The organism is Pseudomonas farris (assembly GCF_019145235.1).
GTDB lineage: Bacteria > Pseudomonadota > Gammaproteobacteria > Pseudomonadales > Pseudomonadaceae > Aquipseudomonas > Aquipseudomonas farris.
The window spans coordinates 285,710-301,310 of sequence record NZ_JAHSTV010000002.1; the positions used below are offsets into that span (position 1 = coordinate 285,710).

Annotated in this window: 16 protein-coding genes; 7 read left to right on the top strand and 9 right to left on the bottom strand. The window is 58.3% G+C overall.

What is annotated here, in order from left to right:
* Positions 1–30: 30 nt before the first annotated feature.
* Positions 31–1,113 (bottom strand): bifunctional transcriptional activator/DNA repair enzyme AdaA, encoded by a 1,083-nt coding sequence (locus tag KVG95_RS04605; RefSeq protein WP_217854692.1) that lies wholly within the window; start codon positions 1,111–1,113, stop codon positions 31–33.
* 126 nt (positions 1,114–1,239) lie between these two features.
* Between KVG95_RS04605 and KVG95_RS04610 the strand changes: the two genes are divergently transcribed.
* Positions 1,240–1,653: a VOC family protein gene (locus KVG95_RS04610; RefSeq protein ID WP_217854693.1), complete on the top strand. Its 414-nt coding sequence runs from the start codon at positions 1,240–1,242 to the stop codon at positions 1,651–1,653.
* A 3-nt stretch (positions 1,654–1,656) separates the two neighbouring features.
* Here the strand turns inward: KVG95_RS04610 and KVG95_RS04615 are convergent, their stop codons facing one another.
* From KVG95_RS04615 to KVG95_RS04630, 4 genes are all read right to left on the bottom strand, one after another.
* Positions 1,657–2,277, bottom strand: coding sequence for a LysE family translocator (locus KVG95_RS04615; RefSeq protein WP_217854694.1), 621 nt, complete (start codon positions 2,275–2,277; stop codon positions 1,657–1,659).
* Positions 2,278–2,619: 342 nt separating this feature from the next.
* Positions 2,620–2,910 carry a hypothetical protein gene (locus tag KVG95_RS04620; RefSeq protein WP_052964247.1) on the bottom strand — a complete coding sequence of 97 codons (291 nt, stop codon included), beginning with the start codon at positions 2,908–2,910 and terminating at the stop codon, positions 2,620–2,622.
* 247 nt (positions 2,911–3,157) lie between these two features.
* Positions 3,158–3,370 carry a DUF1059 domain-containing protein gene (locus KVG95_RS04625; protein ID WP_008074349.1) on the bottom strand — a complete coding sequence of 71 codons (213 nt, stop codon included), beginning with the start codon at positions 3,368–3,370 and terminating at the stop codon, positions 3,158–3,160.
* Between the two features lie 154 nt (positions 3,371–3,524).
* The gene (locus tag KVG95_RS04630; protein WP_217854695.1) at positions 3,525–6,632 is read right to left on the bottom strand and encodes a hypothetical protein; all 3,108 of its coding nucleotides are present in this window, start codon (positions 6,630–6,632) and stop codon (positions 3,525–3,527) included.
* Between the two features lie 307 nt (positions 6,633–6,939).
* Between KVG95_RS04630 and KVG95_RS04635 the strand changes: the two genes are divergently transcribed.
* Positions 6,940–7,527, top strand: coding sequence for a LysE family translocator (locus tag KVG95_RS04635; protein ID WP_217854696.1), 588 nt, complete (start codon positions 6,940–6,942; stop codon positions 7,525–7,527).
* A 67-nt stretch (positions 7,528–7,594) separates the two neighbouring features.
* Here the strand turns inward: KVG95_RS04635 and KVG95_RS04640 are convergent, their stop codons facing one another.
* Entirely contained in the window at positions 7,595–8,428 is an 834-nt protein-coding gene (locus KVG95_RS04640; protein WP_217854697.1) for an AraC family transcriptional regulator, read from the bottom strand.
* 34 nt (positions 8,429–8,462) lie between these two features.
* Positions 8,463–8,966, bottom strand: coding sequence for a VOC family protein (locus tag KVG95_RS04645; protein WP_217854698.1), 504 nt, complete (start codon positions 8,964–8,966; stop codon positions 8,463–8,465).
* 261 nt (positions 8,967–9,227) lie between these two features.
* Here KVG95_RS04645 and KVG95_RS04650 point away from each other — a divergent pair, with 261 nt between their 5' ends.
* The 4 genes from KVG95_RS04650 (at position 9,228) to KVG95_RS04665 (ending at position 13,150) form a co-directional block, all read left to right on the top strand.
* Complete coding sequence (locus KVG95_RS04650) at positions 9,228–9,683, top strand: (2Fe-2S)-binding protein (protein WP_007906916.1); 456 nt, start codon at positions 9,228–9,230, stop codon at positions 9,681–9,683.
* Positions 9,684–9,707: 24 nt separating this feature from the next.
* On the top strand, positions 9,708–11,876 hold the full coding sequence (locus tag KVG95_RS04655; protein ID WP_217854699.1) for a xanthine dehydrogenase family protein molybdopterin-binding subunit: 2,169 nt from the start codon (positions 9,708–9,710) through the stop codon (positions 11,874–11,876).
* A 1-nt stretch (position 11,877) separates the two neighbouring features.
* Positions 11,878–12,456, top strand: coding sequence for a hypothetical protein (locus KVG95_RS04660; RefSeq protein WP_217854700.1), 579 nt, complete (start codon positions 11,878–11,880; stop codon positions 12,454–12,456).
* A 73-nt stretch (positions 12,457–12,529) separates the two neighbouring features.
* The gene (locus KVG95_RS04665; RefSeq protein ID WP_217854701.1) at positions 12,530–13,150 is read left to right on the top strand and encodes a GGDEF domain-containing protein; all 621 of its coding nucleotides are present in this window, start codon (positions 12,530–12,532) and stop codon (positions 13,148–13,150) included.
* Positions 13,151–13,210: 60 nt separating this feature from the next.
* On the opposite strand, the gene KVG95_RS04670 is transcribed toward KVG95_RS04665, so the two are convergent.
* Positions 13,211–13,636, bottom strand: a complete 426-nt coding sequence (locus tag KVG95_RS04670) for a VOC family protein (protein WP_217854702.1) — start codon at positions 13,634–13,636, stop codon at positions 13,211–13,213.
* 115 nt (positions 13,637–13,751) lie between these two features.
* On the opposite strand from KVG95_RS04670, the gene KVG95_RS04675 reads away from it, so the two are divergent.
* Positions 13,752–14,618 carry a LysR family transcriptional regulator gene (locus tag KVG95_RS04675; RefSeq protein WP_217854703.1) on the top strand — a complete coding sequence of 289 codons (867 nt, stop codon included), beginning with the start codon at positions 13,752–13,754 and terminating at the stop codon, positions 14,616–14,618.
* Between the two features lie 178 nt (positions 14,619–14,796).
* Here the strand turns inward: KVG95_RS04675 and fabI are convergent, their stop codons facing one another.
* Entirely contained in the window at positions 14,797–15,591 is a 795-nt protein-coding gene (gene fabI, locus KVG95_RS04680; protein ID WP_007906751.1) for an enoyl-ACP reductase FabI, read from the bottom strand.
* Between the last annotated feature and the right edge of the window lie 10 nt (positions 15,592–15,601).

Sequence of the window (15,601 nt, forward strand, 5' to 3'; positions counted from 1 at the left end):
ATGACTTTCTGAAAAGAAACGGTGGAGTGATCAGAATGCGAGTTGTTGGGTGATTTGCACCGCGGCGCTTTCCAGCCTGAGCAGAAACGCCTTGCGCGGCTGTCCTCCACCATAGCCGGTCAACGAGCCGTCTGCACCGATCACCCGGTGACAGGGCAGGATAATCGCCAAGCGGTTTTGTCCGTTGGCCAGACCCACGGCGCGACTGGCGCCGGGCTTGCCCAGTAGCGCGGCGATCGCGCCATAAGTAGTGGTCTGGCCGTAGGGGATTTTCATCAGTTCAGCCCACACCTGCCGGGTGAAAGCGCTGCCGGGCAGGTGCAGTGGCACGTTGAATTCGGTTCGTTTACCAGCGAAGTATTGCGCCAGTTCTTCTTCGATCTGCTGCAAATGCCCGTTGTGCCCGGGGGCCACGGCGTAGCCATAACGGTTCTGCAGTTCTTCGATTTCCTTGGTCAGTGCCGGTCGGTCGAGAAACTCCAGCAGCACTAGCCCACGCTGTTCGGCCATGGCGATCATCGGCCCCAGCGGCGTGGTCAGTCGCGTGAACAGCAGTGGCTCGCTGTGGGCGGCGCGGCCGGGAGTGATGTGGAACGACTTTTGAAACGCATCGCGAAAACCGCTCAGGGATTCGTAGCCGGAGTCGAACGCGGCGTTGTCGATGGATTCGCCCTGTTTGATGCCACCGAGGGCGATGCCCAGGCGCCGGCTGCGCAGCCAGGCGTGAAAGGTCATGCCGAAATGCTGCTTGAACCAGCGACGCAGTTTCAACGGCTCGATGCCCTCGGCGAGCAACTGGGCATCGGTCCAGCGCAGGTCGGGGTCGGCGTCCACGGATTTGAGCAGTCCCTGCACCCAGTCCGGCGCGATGGCCGCGGCATCCAGCGGCTTGCAACGCAGGCAGGCCCGATAACCCGCCGACATCGCCTCATCGGCATGGGCGAAGAACTCGACGTTTTCCGGCTTCGGTTTGCGCGCCGTACAGCCGGGGCGGCAGAAAATGCCAGTGGTTTTCACCGCAGTAAAGAACACCCCCTCGTAGGCGGTGTCGCGTTCGAGCATGGCGCGAACCATCTCGGCGTGGGGCGGAAGCACAGCGTTTTGTAGGTTCATGGGCTGAGCATATGCCGCTTCGCCCGGCGCCTCCACCGGAAAATCGACAGTGAATTTTTGTCGCCCTGAGCTACAGTCATCGGGTCACCGATAATCCTGTAAACAATATTTTCAGGAATCTTCCTAATGCAACCGTTCACGATCAAACACATCGATCACATCGTCCTGCGCGTCAAGGATCTCGAACGAAGCATCACGTTTTACGGCGAAGTATTCGGCGCCGAACTGGTCAAGCGCCGTGACGATCTGGGCCTGGTGCATTTGCGTGCGGGCTCCTCGATGATCGACCTCGTCGACATCCAGGGCGAACTCGGTCGAAAGGGCGGTGCTGCCGCTGGCCAGGAACGGCGCAATGTCGATCACTTCTGCCTGCGCATTGAACCGTTCGACGAGGACGCACTGGTCAGTCACTTGCAGTCCTTCGGCCTGACACCCGAGAAAGCCGCCGTTCGTTTCGGCGCTGAAGGCCACGGGCTGTCGATCTATTGCTTCGATCCGGACGGCAATCAGGTCGAACTGAAAGGGCCGTCCCAAGGGTAAAGATCAGGCCCGTTTCGCCATCAACAACACCGAAGCCGCTGCCGACAACAATCCCGCGCAGCAACGGTTGAATATCCGCTTGCCCCGTGGTTCGGCGAACCAGCGGCGCATGTGCAGGCCCATGTAGGCGTAGGCGCTGATGGCGATCCATTCCAGCATCAGGAACAACGCGCCGAGCACGACGAATTGCGCGGCAATCGGTCGAGTCGGGTCGACGAACTGCGGCAGGAATGCGGTGAACAGCAAGATAGCCTTGGGATTACCCGCTGCCACCAGAAACTCCTGCCGCGCCAGAGCGACAATGCCAATTGGCGCGCCGGTCACAACCTGCTCGGCCTCTGGATTGGCGCGCCACAGTTGCCAGGCCAGGCACAACAAGTAAGCGGCGCCGACGATCTTGATCGCATAGAACAGCCATTCCGAGGTTTGCAGCACCACCGACAACCCGGCGGCGGCCAGGGTGATCATTCCGGCAAACGCCAGCAAGCGTCCGACGCCGGCCACGCAGGCGCGACGAAAGCCATAGCGAGTGGCGTTGCTGACCGACAGTAGATTGTTCGGGCCGGGGGCCATGTTCAGGGCGAAGCAGGCCGGGAGAAACAGGGTGAGGGTGGCGAGGTCCATGACGACGGCTCCAGTATCGAGAGCCGTATTTTTATCATGAGCGACGAGTGGGCCGGCCCATACAGCGGTGAGCGCAAATCGCCGTACACTTGCGTTGGCTTGATTAGCGCTAATGCCAGTCAGGCAGCGCAGTCCATGTGGGAGCGGGCTTGCTCGCGAAAGCGGTGTGTCAGGCAACATTAATGTTGGTAGATACTCCCTCTTCGCGAGCAAGCCCACTCCCACAGGGATCTCCTTCGTGATTCAGGTTGAGAGAAAAACAGGGGACAGACCACGATTGCCCGGCATTCGCCTTAAATCGCGGTCTGTCCCTTCTAACGTAAGATCAACTGGAAAGGCACGCTATTTGATCTGCACAATCACCGGACCTTCCGTCACGATCGGCGGGTTCGCGTGGATATTCGAGGCATTTTTCTGAATCCAGTCGCGCGCGACTTTCAAGCTCGCATCGCTGCCGGCCTTGTCCGTGCAAACAGTCACCGCCGTACCGCCATCACCCGTATTCAGCAGTGTGTAACTTACGAGGCCCGGCACTGTCCGCAGGGTAGCTTCGACGTCGGCCTTGCGCTGTTCTAAAAGATCGAACAGCTGCTTTGCTCCAGCACCCAAGTAGGTTCTTATAACCGCATACATGGTCGTCTCCTTTAGGAGTTACCGTCTTGACGCCAATACTGATCCGCTAATGGCCGCTATCACTCAGGTTTCAGTTCGTCCCGATTTAATCAGCTTAGCCAAACGCCCGGCGGCGAGCGAAATGTAACGACCACCGGCCACTTTTGGCCGAGAGCGAATCTGGAAACAAGGGACAGATCACGATTGCTCGGCATATGCCTGAAATCGTGTCTGTCCCTTTTTATGTTCCCGCAGGAGGATCTCCTTATCAAGCGGGACGTGGTGCTTCAACAGGCGGGGTGCCGTCGTGAAACATTGTCTTCAGTTGAGCACGCAGTTCCGGTGAGTCGGTGTGCTTGTGAACGCTGACCGCATGCTGTGCGGCGGCCTCGAGCAGTTCGTTTTCAGAGTCCGCGGACAGCGCGACCGAGCATTTGGAATCGCTTGGAAACTCGCGGCAATCGATGTATTTACGCGCCATGATCTTTTCCTCCCTACGATGAAGGCAGGCCGCGGCCTGCGTGAACGATCACTCGACGCGCCACCCCATATATCAAACACGATTGCATGTCGCTTCGAGTGTGCCCTTAGAGTATAGGCCCGCCTCAGGGCGCATCGTGGCAGGCTTGCGACGACTAAATGCGGCTGGCGGTGTTTTGCGTCTCGATTACGACGAGGGCTTCCAATGACTGGATGTGATCTGTCGATTCTTTACCGTACCTTGTATCGACGTAAGACATGCGGCTGTTGCTCATGTAGGTTCGCAACAGCTCACTCAGCCCCTCTTTACCGATCAAGACGTTCAGATCCTTGGCCCCGTCAAGTTCGATGGTGGTTTCAATTACCGCAGTGCTGTAGAGCTCTTCCAGTATTTTGTCAGGCACGTTGGGTAATTTGGTTGTCGTGTCGATGAACAGGTTCACAACTTGCCTGGCCGTACTGATCGTGGCGTCGTTGAACAGTGCGCGGCCCTGATTCACTGCGGATACGGTCTTGGCGATTTCGATTGCGGAGCCGCTGTTTTGTACGGCCTTGACCAGGTCGTAAGCCCCGGCGGCACCGGTCAATCGGCGCAACTGGAAGACCCCCAGACGTGTGGCGGACTGGCCAAAGTGGCCGAGTCTCAGCGCTCCTTTGCCGATCAGTTTGGCGCCGCCGTAGGCCAGTTGCGGGATGCCATCCAGAGGATTGAACAGCGACAGGACAAAACTCCCGCCGACTTTGCCCAGATTCAGCAATTTGGAACTACTCGCGGCTGCTTTAAAGAAGACGCCGGCCGCTCCCACGAAGGAGAACAGCAATGTGGTTGCATCCATCACACAGCTGAACAATGCGCCGCTGCGCCGATCCGGATTGCCCGAGGCGAGTCCTTCAATACATTCTTTGAACGGGATGATGATGTTGAGAATAGTGTCGAAAATCTTCTCAAAATTTTCCCCGCTTTGTTCGATGTCGGTTTTGTCGTAGCCCATCGCGTAAAAATGATCATAAGTCATCGGAGGATTGTGTTGTGCAATCAGTTCACTGATGTCACGGAACCGCCCGGAGTTGAAACTTTGCATCGGGCTTCGCAGGGAAGTTGCTGAGTCGCGCATGTCGTTGAATTGGCCAAAGCGTTCCAGAAGGACGCCCTCAGTGTTCAGTACCGAGTCGTTGGTGAGTTCCGAGCCTTTGTAATAAGTCCGATAGTCAATGTGCGCACCGTACACATAGGTCCGCGTCTTGAAACCTTCATCAGCATCATCTGGGGATTTCCCGAGCCAGATCCAGTTGTCATTAAGCTGCTGGGTCAGCGCTTCATTTTTCCGACACTGACCTTGCAGTGGGAACAGTTCATAGGCACGGACTTCGCTGTTGAACCTGGAAACAATCAAAATGCCAAACGGCGCTCTGATGTTGTGCTCGGCCCAGTAGATCTGTCCGTGATTATCGGGAGGGGTGGATTGGGTCACATGATAAAGCGCCAGTTGGCCATATTCGATGGCAACCCGGTCCTCTACCTTTAATCGCGACATGGCCAGACGCAGGATTGTCGCGATCCCCGTTTTATAGGGGGCGTACTGCTTTTCGAGTTGGCGGGTATACAGATCGTTGGCAGGCCCCAGATCCAGAACCGCCGTCGCGACCGAATGGTTATAGGCGGTCAATTGGCGTGCCAAATACAGGTCAAGCAGGGAGTTTTCTATGCCAGAGTACGCGGTGGCAAGCTTGGTTGCGGGATTGATGCCCAACTCCAATATTGCGGATTTCGCCAGTGCCCTGCGGCTCACAGGTGGGGTGGTAATGCTGTTAAGGGCTTCACTCATAGTGTCAATGAATGCGTTGTATTGGGTCGTGGCGTGTTTGACGATTTGTTCCGTTGGCAGGTCGTCAGCGCCTTCCAGTTCAAGCTCGTTGATCATCGCCCAGTCCAGCACGCACTTCACCAGGATCACGCCTTGCAGCGTGCGTTGTTCGGTGCTGGTTGGCGAAATAGCCCCCAGTTCCATCAACATCTCGTATGACAAGGCGCGGGATAACCCGGGAGCGATGCTTTCAGCGAGAAGAACCGATTTGCGCAACATCACCCAGCCAGGGGAACCAATTTGCAAGGCCTGCGGTGTTTGCACCAGAAACTCCGGTGCCAGCCCGGCGAGTATCAGTTGCAGCGCCAAGGGCACGGCCGCCGGGTTAACGCGCTGAAATCCGCTGAAATGCGCAGTCAAATGCTGTCGTACATCGTAGGTATTCGCCTGTACGTTGTGGGAGGCATAGAGATTGGAGGAGCAGAAACTGTGGTTTCTGTCGGCTGTACCCAAAGCAAAGTCCAGCATGATGGCTGCCACCAGCAAACCGCTGCGTTGTTCAGGGGGCAAGGGGGCGGTAGAAACACTTTGCGGGTGTAATGCATCGAAGCAGGATTGGGCGAAGGTTTTTGCGACGGGCGTCTCGATCAGCAGTTCCCAACTCAGACTCGGCTCTTCCTGCAAGAATGCAGCGGATCTACCGCCGAGAATGGCATCGGTCAGGTAATTGATCAGCGGTTCAACGGGTTTTCCTGCATCGTGAAATAGTTTGGATGTTTCATGAAGAATAATGTGGCGCTGGTCTTCAGTGATGACCAGGGTGGTTTCATTGGTTTCGCTGGAAATGCCGCCCCAATAGTTGCCATGCTTTGGTGGTTCAGGCAGCGATAGTTTCAGTAAGGTGATCAGGTTTTCAACATGCTCGGCGGTCTTCGGCACATCCAGTTGATGGAAGCGAAGCCAGTTAACGAGAGGGACATGTTTTATCGAAGAAACAATGCCGCCGGTAAGTTTTGCCGCTTTAACCAGAAGCTCAATGTTGGATTTGAGTGTGGAAATGGCAGTGACTACATCAGTGACATCGACGTGTGAAATATAAACGTCAGAGACGGGTGAGGTGTCTGGCACCTGAAGAATAACGCCGCTGTCCGTGACCAGAATCCACTCTTCATCGCTCGGGCCAAAAGGGCCGGAGAGCCCTGCAAAAGCGGGCTGCATGATCAGCCGCTGGAGTAGCGTGCTTGCCGCTCGGTGGTTTTTTTCGAAGTGACTGTCTTCGACAATTTCGACGATCACTTGCGAGATGTCGACAAAATTGTCTGTGGAGTTCTGGGAGAAAAATGCTGGCTGCCCGATCTGCGAGTCAAGTATTGACTTCAATGTTTCAGCAATGGTCTGACGCTCTTTCATATTGCCGGAAGCGGGTAGGGAGGCGAATAAGTTCAGCGGGTTGTTCATGAGGTTTTCATCCATCCTTGGTGTTGACTTGTTAAGGCTCTGTTAAATAAGTCACTGGGCAGTCAGCCTGTTTGCTGAGGCGGCGAAACTATATATCGAGTTTTTATTTTAGTGGAATGTGTTTGTTATCAAGTTATGTAAGAGGTGTTTTTTATGGATGCTAAAGTTGCTATGAAAGTTGGCGGGTTGTGTTCTTTCGCTGGGCAGTGACTGTTCATGGAAGGGGCGAGGGCAGTTTTCTTCAATACCGGGGGCCGGGCGCTGGTTACCGTGAGCGCTGTATTCCTTGATTTGAAGCAGGTGTGCGATGAGTCTGATTCTTTCCATGGCCGCGTTTGCGCTGGTCGCCTCTATAACGCCGGGGCCGGTGAATATTGTGGCGTTGAGCTCGGGGGCACAGTTCGGTTTCCTCGCGAGTCAGCGGCATGTGGCTGGGGCGACCTTGGGGTTTGTTCTGCTGTTGGTACTGATGGGGTTGGGTTTGCATGAGGTGTTGCAGCGTTGGCCGGCGTTGACGCGGGTGGTGCAATGGGCGGGGGTGGCGTTTCTGTTGTTCATGGCTTTCAAATTGGCCACTGACAACGGTCAACTCGATGCCAAGGAGTCGGGGCGGGTGCCGTCGATGCTGTATGGCGCGGTGATGCAATGGCTCAACCCGAAAGCCTGGCTGGCCTGCGTGGCGGGGATGGGCGCGTTTGTCGCCGACGGTGAGGCGCGGCTGGTTTGGCAGTTTGCGGCGGTGTATCTGGTGATCTGCTACTTGTCGGTGGGTTGCTGGGCGTATGCCGGGACGTTTTTGCGCGGCTATCTGAGCAATCCGGCGGGGATGCGCCTGTTCAATCGGGTCATGGCGTTGCTGCTGGCGGTGAGTGCGGGGTATTTGCTGTTGCCGTAGGTCTGGAGAGTGTTCCTCTAATGTGGGGCAGTTCCACCTATCAAGGCTTGTGGCGAGGGAGGATGAGTTAGCCGCGGTACTGCCCCGGTGTCGCCGCCAGATGCTGTTTGAACGCGCGCTGAAAATGCGCCTGATCAGCAAACCCGGCTTCCAGCGCCACATCGGCGATCAACTTGCCGCTGCGCAACCGATCCCGGGCGAACTGGATGCGCCGGTTAACCAGAAACGCATGGGGCGTCATGCCGTAATGCTGTTTGAAGGCACGGATCAGGTACGACGGCGACAGTTGCGCCGCCTCGCAAATGTCCTCGAGCTTGAGCATCTGCGTGCAGTTGTCGCGGATATAGTCGGCGGCCCGTTCCAGCTTGAAATTGGGTTCGCGCAGCGGTTGATCGATGGGGTTGAGCCGCTGTTGCACCTCGGTGAAAAACTCCACCGCCGCGCTGTGCTTGCGCAGCACGTCTTGCTGCTGATCGACCAATACCTCGTACAAATTCTTCAGGCCGGCAAACAGCTCGACGTCACGATTGTGGGTGATGGAAAACCGGCGAAACGCCAAGTCCTGGCTGAAGCCGAGCTGATGCTGCAAATCGGTCAGCCAAGGCGTCTCGACGTACAGCATCAGGTACGACCAAGGCTGGTCGTCGATCGGGTTGCAGGCATGCACATCGCCCGGATTCATCAGCACCACCGTGCCGGCACTGACCTGAAACTCCGATTGCTCGTGGATATAGGTGCTGCGCCCGGCGGTGATTGCGCCAATGGAAAAATGCGCGTGGGAATGCCGGCTGTAGCAGACCTCGCGACCGTCGGCGATGGAGCGGGCTTCAATGAAGGGCAGGGCGTCGTCGCGCCAGAAGCGCGGGGCTTTGTCTGCATCTTTGGCGACGGTGTGCTTCATCCTGGCATCCTCGGCGGTTCAGCTTTGGAGTGTATTAGCTCTCGCCGTCAAAGGCTCGTTGCAGCGTGGCGATGTCGAGTTTTTTCATCTGCAGCATCGCCGCCATGGCGCGCTGGGATTTGGCTGCGTCGGGGTCTTTCATCATGTCCATCAGAACGACCGGCACGACCTGCCACGACACGCCGAATTTATCCTTGAGCCAGCCGCATTGCTGGGCTTCAACGGGACCGCCTGCAGACAGGCGCCCCCAGAAGTGGTCGACTTCTTCCTGAGTGTGACAATTGACCTGGAATGAGATCGCCTCATTGAACTTGAAAACCGGGCCACCGTTAAGGCCTGTGAAACTCTGCCCATCGAGCTCGAAACTGACGGTCATCACCGAGCCTTCCGGCCGGCCATGGATTTCCTGACCCGCCTTGCCGTAATGGGTGATGCCGGCGATTTTGGAATGATCGAAGATCGCGCAGTAAAACTTCGCGGCGTCCTCGGCCTGATCGTCGAACCACAGGCAGGGCGTGAGTTTTTGAACGCGGTGCATGGCGGTGCTCCTCTGCGGGTTGATCACTCTGGATTATCAGCGTAGTCAGCCTGTGATGGTCCGGTTGTGCCATAGATCGACAAGTCGTGAGAATTCCCCTCAACCCGTTTAGAGCGAATGGGCAGCGACCGGTGGTCGATGAACATGGCTTGTGGGTCAAATTGCGCTTAGCTGTATGGATAACCCATGGCGCGCGTAACCGCCGACCTTGAGCGAAGAGAGGCGCCCCTTCAGAACACCGTGAGTCTGAGGAAATCCGCAATGCTGACCCTTAATATCAATGGCAAGGACCAGGAACTGGATGTCCCCGCGGACATGCCGTTGCTCTGGGTGCTGCGCGATGTCGCGCACCTGACGGGCACCAAATTCGGTTGCGGCATGGCCCAGTGTGGCGCTTGCACCGTACACGTCGACGGCGCGCCGCTGCGCTCCTGCATCACGCCCGCCACGGCGGTGGCCCACGGGCAGAAAATTCTCACCATCGAAGGTTTATCCGCCGATGGCTCGCACCCGGTCCAGCAAGCCTGGGCCGAACTCGACGTGGTCCAGTGCGGTTATTGCCAATCGGGGCAAATCATGTCGGCGGCCGCGTTGCTGGCGAAGATCCCCAAACCCACCGACAGCGACATCGACCAGGCGCTGTCCGGCAACATCTGCCGCTGCGGCACCTACCCAAGAATCCGCGCCGCGGTCAAACGCGCCGCCGAGATCGGTTGATACCACGTTGAAGGGAGCTGACCCATGAACAGAATCAACCCTGTCTCGCGTCGCAGTTTTCTCAAGGGCAGTGCGGTGTTGGGCGGCGGTCTGGTGGTGGCGTTTGTCATCCCGGGTGCCAATCGCTTTGCCCTCGGCGCCGAGAATCAAGGAAACGTCTTCGCCCCCAACGCTTTTTTACGCATTGGCAACGACAACAGCATCACCGTGCTGCTCGGTCATTCGGAAATGGGCCAGGGCATCTGGACCGGCCTGACCATGTTGATCGCCGAAGAGCTGGACGCCGACTGGTCGAAAATCCGTGTTGAACACGCGCCAGCCTCGGCGGCCGATTATGGCCTGCCAGGGTTTGGCGGGATGCAGATCACCGGCGGTTCGACGTCGACCTGGATGGAGTTCGACCGCTATCGCCAGGCCGGAGCGGCGGCCCGCTTGATGCTGATCGAGGCGGCGGCCAAGCGATTCGACGTGGCGCCTTCGCAGATTCGCACCGAATCGGGCGTGGTCATTGCCGGCGACAAACGCGCCACTTACGGCGAACTGGCGGATGACGCCGCCAAGTTGCCAGTGCCGGATCCGGCCTCGATCAAATTCAAAGACGCCAAGGACTGGAAGGTCATTGGCAAACCCACCAAGCGCCTCGACACTCCGGAGAAAATCACCGGGCAGGCGAAGTTCGGCATGGACGTGCAATTCGATGGACTCATGACGGCGATGGTCGCTCGCCCACCGGTGTTCGGCGGCAGCGTCAAATCCTTCGAAGGCGCCGAGGCACTGGCGGTGCCGGGCGTGCACAAAGTGGTGCAGGTGCCCACGGGTGTCGCGGTGATTGCCGATCATTATTGGGCGGCGAAGCTGGGGCGTGATGCGCTGAAGGTCGAATGGGACCTGGGGCCGAACGCCGGGCTGGATAGCCAACAGCTGCTGGAGAGCTTTCGTAAACTCGCCGCCACGCCCGGCACTTCCGCCAGTAAGGCCGGGGATGCGACGGCGACGCTAGGCAAATCGGTGAAGACGATTGAGGCTGAGTACAGCGTGCCGTACCTGGCTCATGCGCCGATGGAGCCGCTCAATTGCACGGTAAAAATCTCCAAGGACAAATGCGAAATCTGGACCGGCACGCAGTTTCAGACGCTGGATCAGATGATCGCGGGGAAGATCACCGGACTCAAACCTGAACAGGTCGAGATCCACACCCAATTCCTCGGTGGCGGCTTCGGGCGTCGGGCCAACCCGACCTCGGATTTTGTCAGCGAAGCCGTGTACGTCGCCAAGGCAGCGGGCGGGCCGGTGAAAACCGTCTGGGCCCGAGAGGATGACATTCGCGGCGGTTACTATCGCTCGGCGTTCCTGCATCAGGCGCGCATCGGGTTGGGTGCCGACGGCATGCCGATGGCCTGGAAGCATGTGCTGGTCGGGCAGTCGATTCTGACGGGCACGTCGTTCGCGGCGACGATGGTCAAGGACGGCGTCGACAAAACCTCCGTCGAAGGCGTGGCCGACAGTCCTTATCTTGTGGGGCTGGCCAATCATCAGGTCGAACTGCATTCACCGCAAACCGGCATCAGCGTGCTGTGGCTGAGGTCGGTGGGGCACACCCACACGGCATTCGTCATGGAGTCGTTGATCGATGAGCTGGCAGACGCCGCCGGCAAGGATCCGGTGGAATACCGACGCGCCTTGCTCAAGGCGCATCCACGGCATTTGGGCGTGCTGAATCTGGCGGTGGAGAAAGCCAACTGGAAAGCACCCTTGCCAGACGGTCACGCATTGGGCGTGGCGGTGCATGAGTCCTTCGGCAGTTACGTCGCCCAGGTGGCCGAGGTGTCCCAGGACAATCTGGCGATTCGCGTGCATCGGGTGGTGTGTGCGGTGGATTGCGGCATTGCGGTCAACCCGCAGGGCATCGCCGCGCAGATGGAATCGGGCATCACCTTCGGTCTCGGATTTACCTTGCACAGCAAGCTGACGTTCAAGAACGGTCAGGTGGAGCAATCCAATTATCACGACTATCAGGTCCTGCGCCTGAACGAGATGCCGGTGGTCGAGGTGCACATCGTTCCCAGCAGCGACAAGCCCGGTGGTATTGGCGAGGTCGGTGTGCCTCCGGTAGCGCCGGCAGTGGCGAACGCGGTGTTTGCCCTGACCGGGCAGCGTCTGCGGGAACTGCCGTTGCAACTGTCGGGGGTGTGAGATGAGACGACATGCGTTTCTTGGCGCGGTGATGCTGATCGGTCTGGGTGGCTATGCCTCGGACCTGTTCGCTGATGATAAAGAGGCGGTGAAGGCGTTCGACACGGTGCAGAAAGTGTTCCAGAGCCCGCGTTGTCAGAACTGTCATATCCCTGGCGATTCGCCGCTGCAGTTCGACGCCGGTGTTCCTCACGCAATGAATGTGGTTCGCGGCCTGGACGGCAAGGGCGCCGCCGGTTTGCCGTGTGCCAGTTGCCATGCCGAACGCAATCCGCCGGCCAGTTATGGCCCCAATTCGCCACCCGGAGCACCGCATTGGAGCCTGCCGCCGGCTGCGCACAAAATGGCCTGGATCGGCCTGCCGGCCGACAAGTTGTGCGCGATGATCAAGGACCGTTCCAGCAATGGCGATCGTGATTTTGCGGCGCTGATCAAGCACGTCAGCGAGGATAAGCTGGTGCTTTGGGGCTGGAATCCGGGCGAGGGGCGGGCGCCGGTGCCGGTACCCCACGACATCTTCGTCACCCAGTTCAAGCTCTGGGCCGATGCTGGAGGGCCGTGTCCGGTGGCGGGTAGCTGACCAGCGGCGCGTTTATAGGGAGTCATATCGGGTGTGAACGACTCTAACGTTCATATCCATCAAGGAGTGAGTGATGTTAACCCCAGGCAAACCGCTCAAACCCGGCGCTGGCGCAGACATGCGTGCGCCGAATGCACTCGACAGCGCAATTCAGGATCGCGATGTATTGCGCGACCTGGCGCGTAAGGCTGAGCAAGCGCTGATGGGCGTGCAGATGGCGAGCATGGATGAATTGACCCTGCTCTCCAATCGTCATGGCTTCGAGGCTTTGGCTCAGTTAGGACTGGAGGCCTGTCAGCAGTTGGGCAAACCCGCGACCCTGCTGTTTTTCGACCTTGATGACTTCAAGCGCATCAACCAGCTGTACGGTCGCGCCGAGGGTGACGATGCCCTGAAAACCTTCGCCGATGTGCTACGCATCGCCTTTCGTGAAAGCGATGTGATCGGCCGGCTCGGCAGCGATGAGTTTGCTGCCTTGTTGACCGGCGCCGACGCCGTGGAAATCGCCGCGATCAGAGCGCGCCTCGAAGAAATACTCGAAGAACGCAATGCCACAGCGCATCGTGGCTATGACATTCGCTTCAGTATTGGGCAGATCGAGTTTGATTCTCGGCTGCACCAGACGGCGGAAGACTTGCTGGCTTTGGCCGATAAGGCGCTGCGCGCCCGGCAGTTCGATGCTCGTCATTGTTGAATGGCATCTTGCAAGTCCGCTGCAATGTGCTCGGCTGTTCGCAACTGCCGGTCGGGCAGATCATTTGGCGAACAACTGATCGATATCCTTGAACGCCTTGAATTCCAGAGCGTTGCCGCAGGGATCGAAGAGAAACATTGTCGCTTGTTCGCCCACCAATCCCTGAAAGCGGATACCCGGTTCGATCACGAAGCGGGTGCCAAGGGCTTTCAAGCGCTCGGCCAGGGTTTCCCATTCCTCCATCCCCAATACCACACCGAAATGCGGCACCGGTACGTCGTGGCCATCGACGGCGTTGGTATGGGCGGCTTCCTGAGAAGCATTTTTCGGTGCCAGATGAATCACCAGTTGATGGCCGAAAAAGTTGAAATCGACCCAATGGTCGCTGGAGCGACCTTCTTCCAGGCCGAACACTTCACCATAGAAGCGCCGGGCAGCGGCCAAGTCGTAAACCGGGATAGCCAAGTGAAAAGGGGACAGTTGCATCGGACGTGCCTCGACGGGTTGAGAGTTAAGAGCCGAGTTTAGTCCTGTGCTTTTTGATTGAAAGACGATAATTTTTGCGACGAGCTCAAATTATTTCGATCAATCGGAGAGCCGCATGCTGCGGGAACTGAAAACCTTCATTGCCGTGACACGTCATGGCACGTTCGCTGCGGCAGGCATGCACATTGGCCTGACCCAGTCGGCAGTCAGCGCACAGATCCGAAACCTCGAACAGGCGTTGGGCATTCGCCTGTTCGATCGCACCGGACGTCAGGCTATTCTCAACGCCGCGGGGCAGCGGGCGTTACCGATGGCTCGGGAAATCCTTGAGACCTTCAACCGCATGGCCGTCAGTGATAGCGTCGGCGAGTTTCGTGGCGAATTGAAGATCGGCGCGGTGGCCACCGTCCAGACCGGGTTGTTGCCGCGCGCGCTGTTACGCCTCAGGCAACAGGCACCATTGCTGGAGGCGAAACTGGTGCCGGGGGTATCCCTGAGCCTGTTGAGCCAGGTGGACACCGGCGAAGTGGACCTGGCGATTCTGATCAAGCCGCCGTTTGAATTACCCAAGGAATTGTCGGTGCACGTCATTCGCCGGGAGCCGTTTGTGCTGATCGTGCCGGCAGATCTTGAGGGCGACGACCCGCTGCAGTTGCTCGCCAACCATCCCCACGTACGCTACGACCGCAATTCTTTCGGTGGGCGCCTGGTGACTCGCTTTTTACGCGAGCAGCAGATCGATGTGCAGGTGGCTCTGGAGCTGGATGAGCTGGAGGCTATCGTCAAAATGGTCGAATGCGGGCTGGGTGTTTCGCTATTGCCGGAGGCGGGGCTGTGGCTTGAGCATGGGGCGAAGGTGCGGATCATCCCGTTGGGTGAGCTGACGTTCTACCGGGAGATCGTGCTGTTGCAGCGTTATAGCCAGCGCACACAACCGATCCAGCAGTTGTTTGCCCGGTGTTTGACGAAAATCGACGACTAAACGCTAACCCCTGTGGGAGCGGGCTTGCTCGCGAAGGCGGTGTTCGGCATACAGAAAGTGTCGACTGGCACACCGCTTTCGCGAGCAAGCCCGCTCCCACATTTGACCGCATCAAGCCTGGAATTTAGGGCATAAAAAAACCCGCCAATCGGCGGGTTTCTTCATGGCTAATCGAAGATCACTCTTCGATGTTGCCCATGGCGGTGGTGTTGAAGCCGCCGTCTACGTACATGATTTCGCCGCTGATGCCGGACGCCAGGTCCGAGCACAGGAAGGCGCCGGCGTTGCCGACTTCGTCGATGGTGACGTTACGACGCAGCGGGGTTTGCGCTTCGTTGGCGGCCAGCATTTTGCGGAAGTTCTTGATGCCGGAAGCGGCGAGAGTGCGGATCGGGCCAGCCGATACGCAGTTCACGCGGGTGCCATCCGGGCCCAGGGAGCCGGCCAGGTAACGCACGCCAGCTTCCAAAGAAGCCTTGGCCATGCCCATTACGTTGTAGTTCGGCATGGTGCGCTCGGCGCCCAGGTACGACAGGGTCAGCAGGCTGCCATTGCGGCCTTTCATCATTTCGCGACCAGCTTTGGCCAAGGCCACGAAGCTGTAGGCGCTGATGTCGTGAGCAATGCGGAAACCTTCACGGGTGGTGGCTTCGGTGAAGTCGCCGTCCAGTTGGTCGCCCGGGGCGAAGCCGACGGAGTGCACGATGCAGTCCAGGCCGTCCCACTTCTTGCTCAGTGCTTCGAAGACCTTGGCGATTTCTTCATCGCTGGCCACGTCGCACGGGAAGCACAGCTCAGGGCTCGAGCCCCAGCCTTGTGCGAATTCTTCGACACGACCCTTGAGTTTGTCGTTCTGATAAGTGAAGGCAAGCTCAGCGCCCTCGCGATGCATGGCGGCAGCGATGCCGGATGCGATGGACAGCTTGCTGGCGACACCGACGATCAGTACGCGCTTACCGGCGAGAAAACCCATGTGTTGCTCC